18 protein-coding genes and 1 riboswitch are annotated in these 16227 nt (G+C 67.9%); of the genes, 7 read left to right on the plus strand and 11 right to left on the minus strand.

The window, feature by feature from the left end:
- Positions 1 to 7: 7 nt before the first annotated feature.
- On the minus strand, positions 8 to 577 hold the full coding sequence (locus ACTHQS_RS06155) for a COG4315 family predicted lipoprotein (protein WP_440167025.1): 570 nt from the start codon (positions 575 to 577) through the stop codon (positions 8 to 10).
- 238 nt (positions 578 to 815) lie between these two features.
- Between ACTHQS_RS06155 and ACTHQS_RS06160 the strand changes: the two genes are divergently transcribed.
- Both ACTHQS_RS06160 and ACTHQS_RS06165 read left to right on the plus strand, forming a co-directional pair.
- On the plus strand, positions 816 to 1334 hold the full coding sequence (locus ACTHQS_RS06160) for a sigma-70 family RNA polymerase sigma factor (protein WP_440167026.1): 519 nt from the start codon (positions 816 to 818) through the stop codon (positions 1332 to 1334).
- The gene (locus ACTHQS_RS06165; protein ID WP_440167028.1) at positions 1331 to 2002 is read left to right on the plus strand and encodes an anti-sigma factor family protein; all 672 of its coding nucleotides are present in this window, start codon (positions 1331 to 1333) and stop codon (positions 2000 to 2002) included. The genes ACTHQS_RS06160 and ACTHQS_RS06165 overlap by 4 nt, the downstream gene beginning before the upstream one ends.
- A 145-nt stretch (positions 2003 to 2147) precedes the next feature.
- On the opposite strand, the gene ACTHQS_RS06170 is transcribed toward ACTHQS_RS06165, so the two are convergent.
- The gene (locus ACTHQS_RS06170) at positions 2148 to 2966 is read right to left on the minus strand and encodes a DUF1206 domain-containing protein (RefSeq protein ID WP_440167418.1); all 819 of its coding nucleotides are present in this window, start codon (positions 2964 to 2966) and stop codon (positions 2148 to 2150) included.
- Between the two features lie 213 nt (positions 2967 to 3179).
- Here ACTHQS_RS06170 and ACTHQS_RS06175 point away from each other — a divergent pair, with 213 nt between their 5' ends.
- Together ACTHQS_RS06175 and ACTHQS_RS06180 are read left to right on the plus strand one after the other, a co-directional pair.
- The gene (locus ACTHQS_RS06175; protein ID WP_440167030.1) at positions 3180 to 4760 is read left to right on the plus strand and encodes a hypothetical protein; all 1581 of its coding nucleotides are present in this window, start codon (positions 3180 to 3182) and stop codon (positions 4758 to 4760) included.
- Between the two features lie 5 nt (positions 4761 to 4765).
- Positions 4766 to 5212: a hypothetical protein gene (locus tag ACTHQS_RS06180; protein WP_440167031.1), complete on the plus strand. Its 447-nt coding sequence runs from the start codon at positions 4766 to 4768 to the stop codon at positions 5210 to 5212.
- A 21-nt stretch (positions 5213 to 5233) separates the two neighbouring features.
- On the opposite strand, the gene trmB is transcribed toward ACTHQS_RS06180, so the two are convergent.
- Together trmB and ACTHQS_RS06190 are read right to left on the minus strand one after the other, a co-directional pair.
- Positions 5234 to 6157, minus strand: coding sequence for a tRNA (guanosine(46)-N7)-methyltransferase TrmB (gene trmB, locus ACTHQS_RS06185; RefSeq protein WP_440167033.1), 924 nt, complete (start codon positions 6155 to 6157; stop codon positions 5234 to 5236).
- A gap of 78 nt (positions 6158 to 6235) precedes the next feature.
- Positions 6236 to 6745 (minus strand): hypothetical protein, encoded by a 510-nt coding sequence (locus tag ACTHQS_RS06190; RefSeq protein WP_440167035.1) that lies wholly within the window; start codon positions 6743 to 6745, stop codon positions 6236 to 6238.
- Between the two features lie 137 nt (positions 6746 to 6882).
- Between ACTHQS_RS06190 and ACTHQS_RS06195 the strand changes: the two genes are divergently transcribed.
- On the plus strand, positions 6883 to 8229 hold the full coding sequence (locus tag ACTHQS_RS06195; RefSeq protein ID WP_440167037.1) for an MFS transporter: 1347 nt from the start codon (positions 6883 to 6885) through the stop codon (positions 8227 to 8229).
- An 8-nt stretch (positions 8230 to 8237) separates the two neighbouring features.
- Positions 8238 to 9662: an MFS transporter gene (locus ACTHQS_RS06200; RefSeq protein ID WP_440167039.1), complete on the plus strand. Its 1425-nt coding sequence runs from the start codon at positions 8238 to 8240 to the stop codon at positions 9660 to 9662.
- A gap of 14 nt (positions 9663 to 9676) precedes the next feature.
- Here the strand turns inward: ACTHQS_RS06200 and ACTHQS_RS06205 are convergent, their stop codons facing one another.
- Positions 9677 to 10423 carry an SAM-dependent methyltransferase gene (locus ACTHQS_RS06205; protein WP_440167042.1) on the minus strand — a complete coding sequence of 249 codons (747 nt, stop codon included), beginning with the start codon at positions 10421 to 10423 and terminating at the stop codon, positions 9677 to 9679.
- Between the two features lie 318 nt (positions 10424 to 10741).
- On the opposite strand from ACTHQS_RS06205, the gene ACTHQS_RS06210 reads away from it, so the two are divergent.
- Positions 10742 to 12637, plus strand: a complete 1896-nt coding sequence (locus ACTHQS_RS06210; RefSeq protein WP_440167044.1) for a DEAD/DEAH box helicase — start codon at positions 10742 to 10744, stop codon at positions 12635 to 12637.
- Positions 12638 to 12722: 85 nt separating this feature from the next.
- Here the strand turns inward: ACTHQS_RS06210 and ACTHQS_RS06215 are convergent, their stop codons facing one another.
- From ACTHQS_RS06215 to ACTHQS_RS06240, 6 genes are read right to left on the minus strand one after another with little or no spacing between them, the layout of a single operon-like run.
- Positions 12723 to 13373, minus strand: coding sequence for an MBL fold metallo-hydrolase (locus tag ACTHQS_RS06215; RefSeq protein WP_440167047.1), 651 nt, complete (start codon positions 13371 to 13373; stop codon positions 12723 to 12725).
- 3 nt (positions 13374 to 13376) lie between these two features.
- Positions 13377 to 13679 carry a putative quinol monooxygenase gene (locus tag ACTHQS_RS06220; RefSeq protein ID WP_440167048.1) on the minus strand — a complete coding sequence of 101 codons (303 nt, stop codon included), beginning with the start codon at positions 13677 to 13679 and terminating at the stop codon, positions 13377 to 13379.
- A 48-nt stretch (positions 13680 to 13727) separates the two neighbouring features.
- The gene (locus tag ACTHQS_RS06225; protein WP_440167050.1) at positions 13728 to 14771 is read right to left on the minus strand and encodes an aldo/keto reductase; all 1044 of its coding nucleotides are present in this window, start codon (positions 14769 to 14771) and stop codon (positions 13728 to 13730) included.
- Between the two features lie 30 nt (positions 14772 to 14801).
- On the minus strand, positions 14802 to 15428 hold the full coding sequence (locus ACTHQS_RS06230) for a nucleoside/nucleotide kinase family protein (protein WP_440167052.1): 627 nt from the start codon (positions 15426 to 15428) through the stop codon (positions 14802 to 14804).
- 9 nt (positions 15429 to 15437) lie between these two features.
- The gene (locus ACTHQS_RS06235) at positions 15438 to 15803 is read right to left on the minus strand and encodes a DMT family transporter (RefSeq protein ID WP_440167054.1); all 366 of its coding nucleotides are present in this window, start codon (positions 15801 to 15803) and stop codon (positions 15438 to 15440) included.
- Positions 15803 to 16126 (minus strand): DMT family transporter, encoded by a 324-nt coding sequence (locus ACTHQS_RS06240; protein WP_387561131.1) that lies wholly within the window; start codon positions 16124 to 16126, stop codon positions 15803 to 15805. The genes ACTHQS_RS06235 and ACTHQS_RS06240 overlap by 1 nt, the downstream gene beginning before the upstream one ends.
- Positions 16127 to 16135: 9 nt before the next feature.
- A riboswitch (guanidine-III (ykkC-III) riboswitch) is annotated at positions 16136 to 16201 on the minus strand.
- Between the last annotated feature and the right edge of the window lie 26 nt (positions 16202 to 16227).

Genomic DNA, 16227 nt, shown 5'->3' on the forward strand with positions numbered 1-16227 from the left:
GCATTGCCTAGTAGCCCTGGGCCGGCGCTGCCTTGACCATGGCGCCCGACGGGTCGGACAGGTACCAGACTCCGCCCACGCCCTGGCCCAGGATGTCGCCCGGTTTGGTGTCCTTTGCGAAGTAGTAGAGGGGCATGCCGTTCAACGTCACCTGCTTCTTGCCGTCAGGTGTGGTGATGGTGCCCAGCTTCCCGGTCACTCCCTCTGCGGTGGGGGAGCCTGACGTGGTGGTCAGCGGCGGCCACTGGACCAGGCAGGAACCGGTGCAGGCACTGCTGCCGGAGTCCTTGGTGTCCTTGGTGAAGAAGTAGAGGCTCATTCCCTTCGCATCCACCACGATGCTGCCTTCCGGGGAGGACGCTGTCTTAATCTCGACGGCGGAACTTGCCTGCGATGATGCCGCGGACGTTGCGGAGGGGCTGGTGGATAACGTCCCGGACGAAGTGCCGGCTGCACTGGTTGAGCCGCCCCCTGCCGGGCTGGAGGCCGCCGGCGTGGTGCCGGTGCTGTTGCCGCAACCGGTAAGGGCTGCCGCCAGGGCCAGGATGGCAAGCCCTGCCCCGAGATGGTGTTTCATGGTGTGCTCCTTGGCTGTGTGATTGCTTGGCTGGTGCCTCTTCGGCCCGGCGCCCGGCGCTGGATCACCGGGCGCTAACTCCTACGACGCCTCCGGGTAAAGAATGGTTCACAGGTACGACGTGCGGGGTTCGATTGAACCGATTCCTGCTTCCTGTCGTGGTAACTGCCGGAAGCGCAGCATTCCGTGGCGTTCCCAGGGACGGTGAAGTGGGCAGGGCAGTGACGGGAGGAGCGGCATGCCGCTCGACGACAACGTGGTGGAGGCCATCTACCGTGAACACGGCAGCGCCCTGCGCCGTTTCGTGCTCAGTGCCACCCGGGATCCACAGCTCGCGGAGGACGTGGTCCAGGAAACCGTGCTCCGCGTCTGGCAGCATGCCCCGGAGGTCAACGGCAGCTTCCGCAGTTACTTGTACCGCACAGCCAGGAACATCATGATCGACAATTACCGCAGGAGCCAGCGCCGCCCGCATGAGGCGCTGGAAAGCAGCCTCACCGACCCCGCCAACCTCAACTACCCCAGTGAGGTAATGGGCCGCGTCGACGAGCTGCTCAACCGGGTCCTGATGGAGGAAGCACTGCTGCGGCTGAGCAAGGAACACCGGGACGTCCTGGTGGCCCTGCACTACCGCCGGTTCACCGTCAATGAAGCGGCGGTCCAGCTCAATATCCCCAGCGGCACGGTCAAGTCCCGCGCCTATTACGCCATCCGGGCCTTGCGCACCATCCTGGACGAGATGGGGGTGGAACGGTGAACATCAACCCGCACCACCTGCTGGGCGCCTACGTCCTGGGGGGCCTCGACGCCGTCGACCTCACCCTGTTCGAGGCCCATCTCCAGGACTGCGCGGCCTGCCGCAAGGAGCTGGCGGTGCTGGAGAAAGTCCCCATGCTCCTCGATTCCGTTCCCGTTCCTGACGCCATGGCGCTCAGTGGCGTTCCAGGCAGCAATGGCGTCCCAGGCAGGGAGGCGGCTGACGCCAACGCCCCTGGGCGGCTTTTGGACGAACTGGCGCGCCGCCGCCGGACATTACGACGGCGGTGGGCTGCACTGGCGGGGGCTCTTGCCGCCGCGTGCCTGGCTGTGGGCCTGGCAGTGGGGCCACTGCTTGTCAGGCCGCCGCAGCCGGACGCAACCTATTCCGTGGCCTCCGGTGGAGGGCTCCAAGTGAACATCGACATGGCCAGGAAGACCTGGGGGACCGAGCTTGCTGTCAGTGGCAGCAGCCTGCCGGCCGAAGGGACGCTCTCGCTGTGGGTACGGGACCGGGCGGGCGCGGAGGACCGGGCCTGCGCCTGGACCGCCACCCCCAGCGGGAAGGTCAAAGTCACCGGGGCCACGCCCATCCAGCTGGGCAGCATCTCGAGCGTCGAACTGCGGGACGGTGCCCAGCGGGCCGTGGCAGTCATCACCGTTCCGTAGGCGCGCGGTCCTCGTCCTGAGCGGCTGCTTCCCCGGTTTTTCCAAGTACCCGGAATTCCGCCACCGAGGCAGGGTCCTGGCACGCACAGGCGAACACCTCGATCCGCCGTTGGAAGCACTGGGCGGAAATAAACGCCGCCCGCCGCTACTTTGTCATTTTGGCCAGCCGGGCGCGCATGATCATGTAGGCGCCGTAGCAGACCAATCCGGCTCCCACCGCGGCCAGGAGGTAGGGGCCCAGAGGCTGGTCGCGGAGGGCCCGCAGGCCGCCGTCCAGGCCGGTGGAGTCCTCCGGGTGCTCCTTGATGGTGGCGATGACGATGAGCAGCCCGGTGAGCAGCAGCACCAATCCTTTGGCCAGGTAGCCGGCAATGCCCAAGGACAGCACTGCCGTCCTGGCTGCGCCGGCGGCAGGCATCCGCAATTGCTTCTCGAAGCTTTTCTTGGGGCCCCGCATACCGTAGGCCACCCCCGTGACAGCGACTGCCAGGCCAATCACGACCAGCAGCGCCACACCGCCCGGGGCCGCCATCATGGAGACGGTGAAATCGCTGGCGGCCTTGCGGTTGTCATCACCAGTACCGGTACCCATGGCGAAATGCCACACCGTCAGCGCGAGCACCGCATACACGATTGCCTGCAGCGCGGCCTTGGCTTTGTTCCTGATCTTCTTCTTGGTGGCCTGGTGGTTGAAGTCGAAAATTGCGTCGCCGGCCTGCCAGAGCGATAAGGCTGCACAGGCGGCGAAGCTTCCCCACAGCAGGAACGGACCCACGGGCGTGGTGGCAAGCTCAGCCACCGCACCGCTGAAATCGGCGTGCCCCGTGCCGCCCATGGCCAGCCGGATGGCGATGGCACCCACCAGCAAATGCAGGATACCGCTGGCCGCGAACCCGGCCCGGGCCAGGAACTCAAGGACCGGGGAATTGGTGACGTCCTCGGCCTTGTCGACCACCTGCTTCAGTTCTTCTTTGATCGTCTTTCCTTTGGACAGGCGCGGTAATGCGCTGGTGTGCGTGCCCTTCTTACAAGGCCAATCGTCCCACGCCGTCCGGGCGCGGAACAGTTGGTCCGGCCTACCCGGCGATGGGGAGGGATCCCCATCGCCGGGTTCCGCCGCCCGTGCGACCATAAGGACCAGCGATAGACACGTACCGCACTCTTTCCGGGGGAAACCATGACTTTTTACGGCGCAGACATCAGCCAGTTGCGGGCGCTGGCCAAGGCCGCCGACCAGGCAGCGGCACTGCTGAGCAGCCGCGCCGGGTCGCTGCACAGCCAGATCCAGTCCGCGCCGTGGAAGGGCCGTGATGGTGAACGCTTCCGTCAGGAGTGGAGCGCCAGCCACCGCCCCAGCCTGGACAAAGTGGTGGCCAGCCTGCGGGAAAACTCGAAGATCCTGATGAAGCATGCCGACGAGCAGGAAAAGGCGTCAACCGCCGGAACCGGAGGCTCCGGCGGCAGCACCTGGGACCGGCTCACCTCGATGGCCGCGCAGGCGAAGGAGTGGTTCAAGGAAAGGGCCGAAGAATCCAGGGCGGCCGCGGAGCACCGCCGGGAGCTCGAAGCGGGGCTGGACCGGATGCTCAACGCCAGCCCGGAAGAGCAGGCAAAGTGGTGGGCCGGCCTGTCCGATGCCGACCGGACGTACCTGATCCAAGGCGAAGGCAGCGATGGCCCGTTCGCCGAAGACCTCATGCGCATGGACGGCGGCATTCCCGTATCCGCGCAGGAGTTGGCCAAGCAGCACCTCCAGGATCTGGCCAGGGCGGACATTCCGGTCTACTCGGAAACGGGCAAGGCCTCCATTGAAGCCCGGGTTGCGTGGGTCCACGGTGGCGCCGAAGTGGGTACCGAAGTGGTGGAGAACGCCGACGGCTCCGCCACCGTGAAGGTGTACGGGAACATGGGCCTGGGTGTCAACGACACCACCGGCACGGCGGGGGCAACACTCACCGGTGAGGTCTCCCGCGAGTACACGTTCGCCAGTGTGGAGGAAGCCATGGCCGCCCGCGAACAGATGTACCGCGACCTTCCGCCAGACAGCATCGGCGAAATCAAGGAGGTGGCCGGCAACCCTCCCGGATACATCCTGGACACCATCAATGATGCCGCGAAGGACAACGGTTCCACCGGACAGGCGGACAAGGCCAAGGGCACGTTCTCGCTGGATGCCAGCGGCGAGTCCGGCACGGCGTCCGGTGCGGCGAAGCTGGACCTCGCCTATGAGCGGAACCTGACGGACGGCACCTCGACAGCCAGCGGTGAGATCTCCGCCCAGGGCCAGCTCAAGCTGGACGGCCGCGTCTTCGAAGCCTCCGGCAAGGGCGGGCTGCAGGTCAACCTGGACAAGGACAACAACATCGGTTCCGTGTCCGTCTCCATGGACGGGACCGTGGCCCAGGGCGTCACTTCCGGTGTGAAGACCGAGGCTGCGAAGTTCGATTCCACCGTTACCGCCGGTACCCAGGGCAGCGTCAAGATCGATGTCGATTACACTCCGGAGAACCGCCCGGTCATCGACAGCTACCTGCGCAATGTGGCCCTGGGCAATGACGCCGGTGCAGCCCGCGAGGCTGCCCGGCTGTACGAGGCCGGTTCCGCCACCGTGCAGGTGAACTCCGTGCTGACAGCCACGAACGAGGCAGGGTTCGACGTCAAAGTGGGTGAAGTGGACGTCAAAACCGAGAACCAGTCCACCACCAACGTGTCCACGTACTATAAAGTCCCCAACGACACCAAGCTCGAGAGGCTCTGAAACCAATGTCAGTGCACATCGAATCCCCGCTGGGCTTCACCGCAGACTTTCCCGAGCACACCCAGGTCCTGGACCACTCCACGGCCGGGCCCAACAGCGAGCAGTACGGCCTGCTGGGCAACGTGCTGGTCACCGTGATCAAGGACGATACCTCCGTGCAGGATGCGCCGCAGGCCAACGGCTGGGCCCACCTCATGTCGGGCTTCTACCTCGAGGACCGCGGCGGCACCCTCCTGGCAGAAGGCGAGCTGAACCTGCCCGGCAAGGCGGCCTACGCCGTGGTGGTGGGATACGGCGACGACGGCGGGCCGGCGAAGGTGGCAGCCACCGTGGGCGTGTGGGAAAGCGGCCGGTTCATCGGCGTCGTGGTCGTCTGGCCCTACCTGAACCCGGAAGCGGAACCCCGGCTGGACATGCTCAAAGAGATCGTGGCCGCCATCAATATCGGCTAGAAGCTTTCGACGGCCCGCCGCTCAGCGGCGGCGGTAGCAGAGATCGAAGATCAGCCGGCCGGCCTCGTGGGCTTTTGCCTCGAAGCTGGTCCGGATCCTGCCCTCGAAACGCGGAGCCCAGCCGCCTGTTTCGTCCACGCCTTCGTTGGGCCCGGTGTGTTCCGTGCTTACCGGGGCGCGTCCCTCACGCACGGGTGCCCCGCCCACCACGGATTCGACGCCGGACTGCCACACCTGCGTCAGGGGGCTCTCGGGGCCGCGGCGCTCGCCGGTGTGCAGGTTCTCGAAGTCCCCTGAGCCCGCCATGACGTCACGGACATGGACGGCGTAGTTTGACCAGTCGGTGGCGATCCGGAACAGGCCTCCCGGCTTCAGCGCGCGTGCCGCAAGCCCGGCGAACTCGGGCTGGATGAGGCGGCGCTTATGGTGCCGCGACTTGTGCCAGGGGTCCGGGAAGAAGACCCACAGTTCGCTGACCGAGCCTTCGGGCAGCATGGTGGCCAGAACTTCGGGCGCGTTCGCTTCCACCACACGGACGTTGTTCAACCCCCGGCCGTTGATCTTGATGATGGTGTTGGCCAGCCCCGGCGTGTAGACCTCCACGGCCAGGAAGTTCGTGTCCGGGTTCTGCTCCGCCGCATGGCAGATGGCGTCGCCGAGCCCGGATCCGATCTCGACGATGAGCGGGGCTTCACGGCCGAATTCCGCGGCGGCGTCAAAGGTGTAGTCGGGGTGGACAGAGGTGTTGGCCACGTGCCGCGGCACGTCGACCGCCCACCGCTCGGCGTGCTCGGCCCAGGCAGCCTGCCGGCGCCCCTGCAGCCTGGTGCCGCGGCGCACGAAACTGACCGGGCGGCCCCCGTACGTGCCGAAGGAGGCCTGGGTGCCGGGCGTGACAGGCCGCGGGACATGCGGTTGCTGGGGGTTTTCAGGGGATTCGCTCATCCCTTCCAGAATAGCGCCGCGGGGACGGCGGAAGATCGGAGCGAACGGAATACACCTTTGCCCGGAGCACTCGGATGCTCAGAACACGCCTATGAGGTCGAGTGCAGGACCGAGTGCCAAGGCGAAGACCACGCCGCAGATGCAGAGGGCAATTGCCGCCGCGGACCGGCTTCCTGACCCCTGGGGCAACTGTTTCAGTGCTGGGAGTGCCAGCCGGAGACCTAGTGAGGCGAAGAGGAGAGGCAGGCTGAACAGCACGAAGGGAGTTACCCAGGGGGTGGGGGAGCGGCCGTTGTCCGAATAGGTCAGGAGCATGGCCAGCCCGGCGAACGGCGCGGTCAGGAACATGCTGACCGGGGCAAGGATCGCCAGGACCAGGCTGCTCGCCCCTTTGTGATTGGGCGCCCCCGGCATTTGGCCAGGGCCGCCCGGAGAGGGAGGCGGGCCTGTCCCGTCCGGCGGTGCGTCTTCCAGGCGTGCACCTTCCAGCCGTGCACCCTCCAGTGGCCTGGTCTCAGGTAGTCGTGTCTCCGGCGGCCGGCTCTCCGGCAGGGTGGGGCGTGATTCCGGCGGCGGCGTAGTTTCCATGGTGCTCCCGTTGCTAGGTGCGGCCAGGTACGTGGCCGCGGCTGGTTACAACCTATGAATCTGCCTGGTGCGCCGGAAGGTGCGCCGGGCCGTATGTGGAAAACTCCACGGCGGCGCCTGCCTGCAAGAATGGGCGGATGACCGACGCACCGAATGCCGAACAGGGGATGCAGCAGCGAAGGGCTGACTCCGGGGAAGCCCATGGCCGGACCAGGGCGGGCAGCAGCCTGGTGGACCTCAGCACCCTGGTGGATGCAGAAATTGACGAGCTGCCGGCGGCGGAACCCACCCGCGTGGGCAGCCGGCGCGCCCTGGCCTACCTGGGTGTGTGCCTGGTCCTGATCGGGCTGAACCTGCGCAGCGTCTTTTCCAGCCTCTCGGCCGTACTGCCGGAGGTGACATCGCAGGCCGGGCTGCCCGGCTGGTCCGTGGTGGTGCTGACCACAGTTCCCGTGACACTCCTGGGCGTCTTCGCGCCGCTCGCCCCGGTCCTGGCCCGCCGGTTCGGCGCGGAAAGGGTCCTGCTGGGCGCCATGGCATTGCTGACCGCCGGGCTGCTGTTGCGGCCCGTTGACGCCGGGGCAGCCGCCGGCGGTGCGGGCCACTTGCCGGCCCTCCTCCTGGGCACGGCAGCCTGCGGCGCGGCGATCGCCCTGTGCAACGTGCTCCTTCCGGGCCTGGTGAAACGCGACTTTCCCCACCGGCTGGGGCTCATGGGCGGTCTCTACACCACCGCCATCTGCGCCTCCGCGGCGCTCGGGGCGGGCTTCACCTATCCGGTCTACACGGCGACGGGGGAGTGGACAAAGGCGCTGTGGGTCTGGGCGGTGCCCGCCGCCGTCGTCCTTCTGTTGTTCCTCCCCGTGGCCGTGAAGCAGGGCACGGTCCGGCATCAGGCGGTCCATGACGGCGTGAATGTATGGCGCTCTCCCGTCGCCTGGCAGGTGACCATCTTCATGGTGCTGCAGGCCATGATGTCCTTCAGCGGCTTCGCCTGGCTGGCGCCCATCCTCCGCGAAAGAGGCGTGGACGGGGCCACCGCAGGGCTGATCGTCGCCGTATGCATCGTGCTCCAGATGCTGGGGTCCCTGTTTGCACCGGCACTTGCCGCGAGGTTCCCCGACCAGCGCGCCATCAACGTGGTGGTGGCACTGATGACCGGCGGGGGATTCGTGCTGAGCATCCTGGGCCCGCTGGACCTCATCTGGGTGTGGGCCGGCCTGCTCGGACTGGGGCAGGGAAGCCTCACCGCCGCCGCACTGACCCTGATTATGCTCCGAACCCGCGACGGGCACACCGCAGCCCACCTCTCCGGCATGATGCAGGGTGTGGGCTACGGGGTGGGCTCCACGGGCACCCTCATGGTGGGGCAGCTGCACCAGGCCACCGGGTCGTTCGTTCCTGCAGGAATCCTGTTCATGGTGGTGGGCCTGCTCGCGGCTGTCTTCGGTTACCGGTCCGGCCGGAACCGGTTCGTGGAGTAGGAACCGCTGTGCAGGACTCCACGTTGCCGGGAACCCGCGACGCCGCCGGGATCTTTCGGCCCCCGTATCTCTGGGTGACCGTAGGGACGTGCGCCCTGGTGTTCCTCGCCGCCTTCGAGTCCCTGGCCGTCACCACCATCATGCCCCTCGTCAGCCGGGAGTTGAACGGCGGAAGCCTCTATGCGCTGGCCTTCGCGGGGCCACTGGCCACCGGCGTGATCGGGATGGTGGGAGCCGGAAACTGGTCCGACCGCCGCGGGCCTGCATCGCCGCTGTATGCCTCCGTGGCGCTGTTCGTGCTGGGACTTCTGATCGCGGGTACGTCGGTCTCCATGCCCATGCTCGTCGCCGGCCGCCTGGTGCAGGGGCTCGGCGGCGGCGCCCTCACCGTTGCCCTCTACGTACTGGTGGCGCGGTTCTTTCCCGGCCCGCTGCATGCAAAAATCTTCGCCGCATTTTCGGCCGCCTGGGTGGTCCCATCACTGGTGGGCCCCTTCGCCGCCGGCCTGGTGGCCCAGGTCTTCAGCTGGCACTGGGTGTTCCTCGGCGTGGTCGGCCTGGTCATTCCCGCACTGGCGATGATCGTCCCGGTGCTGCGCGGACTGGACGGGCCTGAAGAAACCGGACGGGCGGAAGGGGCAGGCCGGCTCAAGGAAACTGCCCCGCCGTGGGCCCTTGGCAGGCTGGGATGGGCGGCGCTGGCTGCGCTTGCGGTGCTGGGGCTCAACCTCTCCGTGGATGCAAGCATCCCCGCCTTCCCGGCAGCCACGGCACTCCTGGCGCTTGCCGCCGTCGCCCTTGCCCTGGTGGCTGTGCGCCCCCTGGTGCCCTCCGGAACCCTCGCTGCCCGGCGCGGGCTGCCCAGTGTGATCCTGGCACGGGGGCTCGCATCGGCGTCGTTCTTTGGCGCCGAGGTCTACCTTCCCTACCTCCTGATTGACCAGTACTCGTTCCCGCCCACCCTGGCCGGCCTGACCCTCACGGGTGGGGCGCTGGCGTGGGCCGGGGCGGCGGCCGTCCAGGGGCGGCTGGGTACCCGGCTGCCCCACCGCCGAGCGGTCCAGACGGGATCGTTCATGGTCCTGGCGGCAGTGCTCCTGGCCCTGGCGACCACAGCGCTGCACTGGCCGGCCGCCACCGCCATCGCTGGCTGGGTCCTGGCAGGCGGCGGCATGGGCCTGCTCTACCCGCGCCTGAGCGTGATGACCCTCGCCCTGTCCACCAAGGAGAACGAAGGCTTCAACAGCTCCGCCATGTCCATCTCTGACTCCCTGGGCGGCGCGCTGTCCCTGGCCACCACAGGGATTGTGTTCGCGGCATTCACGACGCCGGTCCAGTCCTTCGCAGGGGTCTTCGCCTTCACCGCCGCCATCGGGGTCGCCGCGGCCCTGGTGGCACCGCGCGTCACCACCCCTGCTCCTCCGGCGGGCTAGGAAGGCCGGGCGGGTTAGGAAAGCCGGGTGGCGCGCAGGACGACGTCGGCGATGGTCGCCTCCTGTCCTTCGGGTCCCGTCACCGGCCGTTCCCGGCTGGTCAGGACCTCAATCTGCCACTCCGGCCCGCCAAGCCCCAGTTCGCGGACCAGGTCGTCCGCCGTGTAGAACATATCTGCATGGTGGTGCCCCGGGCCCCATGGCGGCAGCCGGTCCGGGTGGTGGCCCACCACCAGCAGCGTTCCGCCGGGTTCGACGGCTGAGGCCGCTGTCCGCAGCGGGATCCGCCAGTCAAGTTCCTGCGAATGCAGGAACTGCGACGTCACCAGGTCATAAGATGCCTCCGGCTGCCACTGCGTCAGGTCCGCCAGCTGCCAGGTGATCCGGCTTTCAATATTGTTGTCCGAGGCGTTCACGCTTTCCCGCGCCAGTTCGGCCAGTTCGTGGGAGCGGGCCCGCTCCAGGGCAACGGCGGAGACGTCGACGGCGGTTACTGACCAGCCTTGCTGCGCCAGCCAGATGGCGTCGGCGCCTTCGCCGCATCCCAGCTCCAGCGCCTTTCCCGGCCGCAGGCCACCTGCCTCACGGACCAGCTGCGGGTTCGGTTTCCCGCTCCAGAGCCTCGCCTTGGTGCGGTACCGCTCGTCCCAGGCGGACGCCGCGTCAATGCCGCCACCGACCCCCTCAGGTGGACCGCCGCCGTCGTGCGCGTGGCCTTCGTGTTGGTGCGTGTCCTGGTGCCGCCCCGGCTGCTCGTTCATGGCTCAACACTGCCCCGCTGCGCCCCCGAAGGCAACGCCCGGGACGGGTGCCCGGCGTCGGGATGCTAGACTGGAGGAACTTGATGTGCAGTGATGCCCGCCTGCTCCGGATCTGGAGGTTCCTTCCAGGGAGTGGGCTTTCTTCATGTGAGAGGCACATCCTGCGTCGATGAACGCGTTCCATTTGGTCCCGGCCGGCTGTCCTGATTTACAGCGCCCGGTTGATCACCTGACTTTTCTTCGGCGAAACCCCTGGTCCAACCGGCATCGGGGGCCGATATCCGCCCGGATACCGCCAGAAAGACCGTAAAAAACTACATGACTACTTTTGCTGCCCTCGGTACTCCCAAGGCCCTTGCAGACACCCTTACCGCCCAGGGGATCGTTGAACCGTTCCCCATCCAGGTGAAGACCCTTCCGGACACGTTGTCCGGCCGTGACGTCCTGGGCCGTGGCCGGACCGGATCCGGTAAAACCATTGCTTTCGCCATCCCGCTTGTAGCAAGACTCGCTGAGCGGGAAGCCAAGTACTTCTGCAAGCCCGGCCGCCCCATGGGCCTGGTCCTGGCGCCCACCCGTGAACTGGCAACCCAGATCAACGCCACCATCGAGCCGCTGGCCAAGGCCGCCGGCCTGAACACCACCGTGATCTACGGCGGCATCTCCCAGGCCCGGCAGGAAAAGGCGCTGCGCGCCGGCGTCGATATCGTCATCGCCTGCCCCGGCCGCCTGGAGGACCTGATCCGCCAGCGCATCCTCACCCTTGAGGCTGTGGAGATCACCGTCCTGGACGAGGCCGACCACATGGCTGACCTCGGCTTCCTGCCGGTGGTCAAGAAGCTCATGGACATGACCCCCAGCCAGGGCCAGCGCCTGCTCTTCTCCGCCACCCTGGACAACGGCGTGGACAAGATCGTCCAGCGCTACCTGTCCAACCCGCTCACCCACTCCGTGGACGATCCGCAGGCAGCGGTGACCACGATGGAGCACCACGTGCTGGTGGTGAACGACCAGACCGTCAAGAAGCAGCTGATCGTGGAGCTCGCCTCCGGCGCCGGCCGCCGCGTCCTGTTCATGCGCACCAAGCACCACGCCCGCAAGCTGGCCAAGACCCTGACCGACGCCGGAATCCCGGCCGTCGATCTGCACGGCAACCTGTCGCAGAATGCCCGTGACCGTAACCTGGCCGAGTTTTCCAACGGCGACGTCCGCGTCCTGGTGGCCACCGACGTGGCCGCCCGCGGTGTGCACGTGGACGACGTCGAGCTGGTCATCCACGTGGACCCGCCCACCGAGCACAAGGCATACCTGCACCGCTCGGGCCGTACCGCCCGCGCAGGTTCGGACGGCACCGTTGTGACGCTGACCCTCCCGGAGCAGCAGACCGACGTCAAGAAGCTCATGAAGGCAGCCGGCGTTGAGGTCAACTTCGAGCGCGTTACCGCCAGCTCGCCGATCGTGGGCGAACTGACCGGTGAAATCGCCGACAAGGTTGACCCCCGCACCCGCGCCGCACTGATGGCCGCCAAGGCCCCCAAGCAGGGCGGCGGTACCTCCACGGGCGCCAACGCCGAACGGAAGCGTGCACGCCGCCAGGCTGCTCCCACCACCGGTGGGCGCGGCGGACGTGGTGGACGCGGCAAGGTTTCGGCCGAACCCGCCCGCAGCGACGCCACCCGCGCCGAGCGCCGGGCTGTTGCCTTCGAAGGCCGCACGGAAGCCCGGGCAGCATTTGACCGCAATGCAGAGCAGAACGAGGACCGCGCAGTGGCAGCAGCCGCTGCCCGCCGCAACGCCCGCGGCCGCGGCACTGCTGCCGGCACCCACCGCAACGACGTCCCCGCAGCAGGTGGCCGCTCATCGGCCGGCCGCGGTTCGGATGGCCGTACTGATTCACGCGTAACCCGCAGCGAAACTCCCCGCGGCGGCACCGGCCGCCCCGCATCCTCCGGCCGCCCCGCTTCTTCGGGCGGACAGCGCAGCGGACGCCCGGCAACGGGCCAGCGTGCCGCGGCCGGTGCAGGTGCGCGGACCGGCGGACAGCGCTCGTCCGGTGCAGGCGCAACCGGCGGCAGCAAGGCCGTGTGGTCCTCCAACACCGGTGGCACCTCCGGCGGTTCCTTCGGCGCAGGCAACGGCGGCTCGGGCCGTCCCGCGCGCAGCGGCCCCCGGCGCGCGTCCGCCCCGGCCTCGAACGAGCGCCGCGGCCGCTAGGCCCAGTCCAGCCAATCATCGAGTGCTCCGCAGTTGTCGTTTAGACGCGTCTAAACGACAACTGCGGAGCACTCGTTTTTAACCGCTACCAGCCGCGGGCGCGCCACTGCCCAAGCTGCGGCCGCTCGGCACCCAGCGTGGTGGGGTTCCCATGCCCGGGATGCACGACGGCGGTGTCCGGGTAGGTGCCGAACAACCGCTCCGTGACGTCGGACAGGAGCTGATTGAACCGTTCCGGGTCCTTCTGGGTATTGCCCACGCCGCCCGGAAACAGTGAGTCCCCGGAGAAGATGTGTGCAGGTCCTTCCGGGTCCTGGTAGACGAAGGCGATCGAGCCCGGCGTGTGGCCGCGCAGGTGCACGGCGGTGAGCTCGAACCCGTCGACGGCCACCGTGTCCCCGTGCACAAGCCGCCGGTCCACTGCAGCGGGCAACGCGTCGGCGTCGTCCGCTCCGGCAGCGGTTGGTGCGCCGGTGGCATCCACCAGTTCCTTCAGCGCGCGCACGTGGTCCCAGTGCTGGTGCGTTGTGGCCACGAGGGCCAGGTGCGCCCCGGCGCCCGTGTCCGCAGCCCCATCCGCCAGCAGCTGCCGGATGGCAGGAAGGTCGTCGGCGGCGTCAATCAACACCTGCGCGCCGCTCTCCTTGGCCGTTAGCAGGTACACATTGTTGTCCATCTCGCTGACGGAGATGCTGCGGATGGTGAGGGCGGGCAGGTCGTATCGAAGTGAGTCCATGGGCTACAGGCCTAACGGCAGGGTGGTGGAGTAAACCTGCTTGGATGGCTTCGCGGCGAGAACCTCGTGCAGCGCGCTCCTGCCGTCCGGCGTGGCCCGCCACGCGGCGTAGTCGTCGTGGTCCTGGGTGGTGGCCCAGGTTTCCACCACCAGGATGTGGCAGGGGTCCGCGTCGTCCACCAGCGCTTCGATGCCCTGGTTGCCGGGCCACGCCCGGGTGGCGGTAAGGGTTTCAGCCAGGTACTTGGCGGCGTCGGCGACATAGTCGGGGTTGAACTGGACTTCGAAGTGGACGATGGCAGTCATGCGGCTCCTCGGGGTATCGGTCAAAACGTAGGGTTTGGTGGAAGGGCGCTATTCCCGTCCTTCAGACACCCAGGTGGGGTCCGCGGAACGGGAGCCGACGATGGCGTCCGACGCTCCGTCCAGGGCCTCCAGATGCGCCGGGGTAAGCTCCAGGGCCAGTGCCCCGAGGTTTTCGTCGATCCGGGCAGCCTTGCGGGTGCCGGGGATGGGAACCACGGGCAGGCCCAGCCGCCTGCCCTGCGCGAACAGCCAGGCAAGGGCCACCTGCGCCGGCGTGGCGTTGAGCTGATCCGCTACGGACCGGACGGCGACCACCACGGCCTGGTTGGCGTCTGCGGCGTCCGGGGCGAAGCGGGGGATGTTCCGCCGGAAGTCCTTGGCGCCCAGGCTTGAGGTGTCCACGGTTCCGGTGAGGAAGCCGCGGCCCAGCGGCGAGTACGGGACGAAGCCCACACCCAGGCCTGCGGCGGCGGGGACTACGTTGCGTTCCACGTCCCGGCTCCAGATGGACCATTCGCTTTGGACCGCCGCGATCGGGTGGACCGCCGATGCGTCCTGCAGTTCCTGGGCCGTCACTTCGGACAGGCCCAGGTGCCTGACTTTTCCCTGCTTGACCAGCTCCGCCATGGCGCCCACGGTCTCCTCGATGGGGACCCGGACATCGCGGCGGTGCATGTAGTAGAGGTCGATCACGTCGGTACCCAGCCGCTGCAGGCTCCGGTCCACGGCCTCGCGAACATACCCGGCATCGCCGCGGATATCCGTGTAGCCGTCAGTGGGCGTTCCCACCAGCGCAAACTTGGTGGCCAGCTGGACTTCGTCCCGCCGCTCCTTGAGCAGCTGGGAAATCAGCTCCTCGTTGCTGCCGCCGCCGTAGATGTCAGCGGTGTCGATGAAGCTGACACCGGCGTCGACGGCGTGGTGCAGGGTCTGCAGCGCCTCGGCGGGGTCCACCTCGCCGTACACGGGCGTGAGGGCCATGCCGCCGAAGCCGAGGGGGCTGACGGTCAGGCCGTCGCCAAGCTGGACAGTGCTCCCGGGTTCGGGCTTGCCGGGGTGGGTGTTGCCGAATTCGGGGGATGCGTTTGCCATGGTTCTCCTGTTCGTTTCCTGCGTTGAAAATTACAGCCAAGGTATGACGCGGTCCGCCGCCGGGCGGGTGGCCTGGATCAGCCGGGCGTTGGCTTCGTCAGGTCCAGCAGCCCAGGCCACCGCAGCCTCCCGCTCCATGCCGAACGAGATGTGCCGGTCCACCAGGCGCTGCAGCCGAAGCGCGGGCGGGGTTTCGAGGAACCACACCTCGTCCAGCTGCGCCCGCACGTCCTTCCACGGTTCCTGGTCCGCCAGCAGGTAGTTGCCCTCGGTGATCACCAGCTGTACCTCGGCCGGGATTGCGATGGAAGCGGCCACCGGCTCGTCCAGGGTGCGCCGGAACTCCGGTGCGTATACCACTGCCTCGTCCCGGAGCGCCAGGCGGCGCAGCAGCGAAAGGTAGCCGCCGCCGTCGAACGTATCAATGGCGCCCTTGCGCTGCCGGAGCGGGGTCCCTTCGATGATCGCGTTGCCCAGGTGGAAGCCGTCCATCGGCACCACCACGGAGGTTCCGGGACTGAACTGCTCCTGGAGCCAGGCGGCGAAGGTGGACTTGCCGGACCCCGGTGCCCCGGCTATGCCCAGGATGGTCCGCGTTCCGGGCAGCAGCCGGCGCCGCAGCGTATCCACGGCCATCGTGATCTCGGGGGAGTGCATGGCAAAAGCCTAGCCACCGCTGGACACCCGCGGCGCATCTTTTTCTGCCGGCAACGCCTTCAGGCCCGCGGCGCAGCCCACGATCCCCGCAATGAACAGCAGCTTCACCACGCTGAAGGGCTCCACGCTGGTGGCCATGGCCCATCCCACGGTCAGTGCGGCGCCGATGCCCACCCAGATGGCGTAGGCGGTGCCCAGCGGAATGCTGCGGATGGCCATGCCCAGGCCCAGCATGCTGAGCGTGGCGGTGACGGCGAAGACGATGGTGGGCACCGGCCGGCTGAAGCCATCGGACAGGCCAAGGGCCGTGGCCCAGACTGCTTCCAGGACCGCGGAGGCCAGGAGCACCAGCCACGGAAGGCTGCGTTTCAGCATCACGCCACCACCTTGAGGCCAACCACGCACGCGGCGATGCCGGACAGCAGGAGCAGGCGCGCCGCCGTCGGACGTTCCACCCTGGTGGCCATCGCATAGGCGGAGGTGAGGACAACCCCCACGCCCACCCACACGGCATAGGCCGTTCCTGTGGGAATGGACTGCATGGCCACGGCAAGGCCGCCGGTGCTGGCAGCAACGGCCGCCAGGAACAGGGCTGCGGGGGCGATTCGGCGGCGTCCGGAAACCTGCGCGGCCCGGTGAAGCGCCGCGGCCCAGACGGCCTCCAGCGCGCCGGAAAGAATAAGGATGATCCACGGCATGACAGTTCCTTTGGCCAGTCTTGTCGCGTGCCGGGTACTGAACCGTCGTCCGGAGGCCCGGGTGGGGGCCTTGGCTTCCAAGGTAGCAAGGCACGACGGCG

Origin of the sequence: Arthrobacter sp. SAFR-044 (assembly GCF_051965175.1) — a bacterium.
Classification (GTDB): Bacteria; Actinomycetota; Actinomycetes; order Actinomycetales; family Micrococcaceae; genus Arthrobacter.

Bases quoted from the DNA above. Each gene is read 5' to 3' on its own strand.
- ACTHQS_RS06155 (WP_440167025.1), bottom strand. From the start codon at position 577: ATGAAACACCATCTCGGGGCAGGGCTTGCCATCCTGGCCCTGGCGGCA.
- ACTHQS_RS06160 (WP_440167026.1), top strand. From the start codon at position 816: ATGCCGCTCGACGACAACGTGGTGGAGGCCATCTACCGTGAACACGGC.
- ACTHQS_RS06175 (WP_440167030.1), top strand. From the start codon at position 3,180: ATGACTTTTTACGGCGCAGACATCAGCCAGTTGCGGGCGCTGGCCAAG.
- ACTHQS_RS06180 (WP_440167031.1), top strand. From the start codon at position 4,766: ATGTCAGTGCACATCGAATCCCCGCTGGGCTTCACCGCAGACTTTCCC.
- trmB (WP_440167033.1), bottom strand. From the start codon at position 6,157: ATGAGCGAATCCCCTGAAAACCCCCAGCAACCGCATGTCCCGCGGCCT.
- ACTHQS_RS06190 (WP_440167035.1), bottom strand. From the start codon at position 6,745: ATGGAAACTACGCCGCCGCCGGAATCACGCCCCACCCTGCCGGAGAGC.
- ACTHQS_RS06195 (WP_440167037.1), top strand. From the start codon at position 6,883: ATGACCGACGCACCGAATGCCGAACAGGGGATGCAGCAGCGAAGGGCT.
- ACTHQS_RS06205 (WP_440167042.1), bottom strand. From the start codon at position 10,423: ATGAACGAGCAGCCGGGGCGGCACCAGGACACGCACCAACACGAAGGC.
- ACTHQS_RS06210 (WP_440167044.1), top strand. From the start codon at position 10,742: ATGACTACTTTTGCTGCCCTCGGTACTCCCAAGGCCCTTGCAGACACC.
- ACTHQS_RS06215 (WP_440167047.1), bottom strand. From the start codon at position 13,373: ATGGACTCACTTCGATACGACCTGCCCGCCCTCACCATCCGCAGCATC.
- ACTHQS_RS06220 (WP_440167048.1), bottom strand. From the start codon at position 13,679: ATGACTGCCATCGTCCACTTCGAAGTCCAGTTCAACCCCGACTATGTC.
- ACTHQS_RS06225 (WP_440167050.1), bottom strand. From the start codon at position 14,771: ATGGCAAACGCATCCCCCGAATTCGGCAACACCCACCCCGGCAAGCCC.
- ACTHQS_RS06230 (WP_440167052.1), bottom strand. From the start codon at position 15,428: ATGCACTCCCCCGAGATCACGATGGCCGTGGATACGCTGCGGCGCCGG.
- ACTHQS_RS06235 (WP_440167054.1), bottom strand. From the start codon at position 15,803: ATGCTGAAACGCAGCCTTCCGTGGCTGGTGCTCCTGGCCTCCGCGGTC.
- ACTHQS_RS06240 (WP_387561131.1), bottom strand. From the start codon at position 16,126: ATGCCGTGGATCATCCTTATTCTTTCCGGCGCGCTGGAGGCCGTCTGG.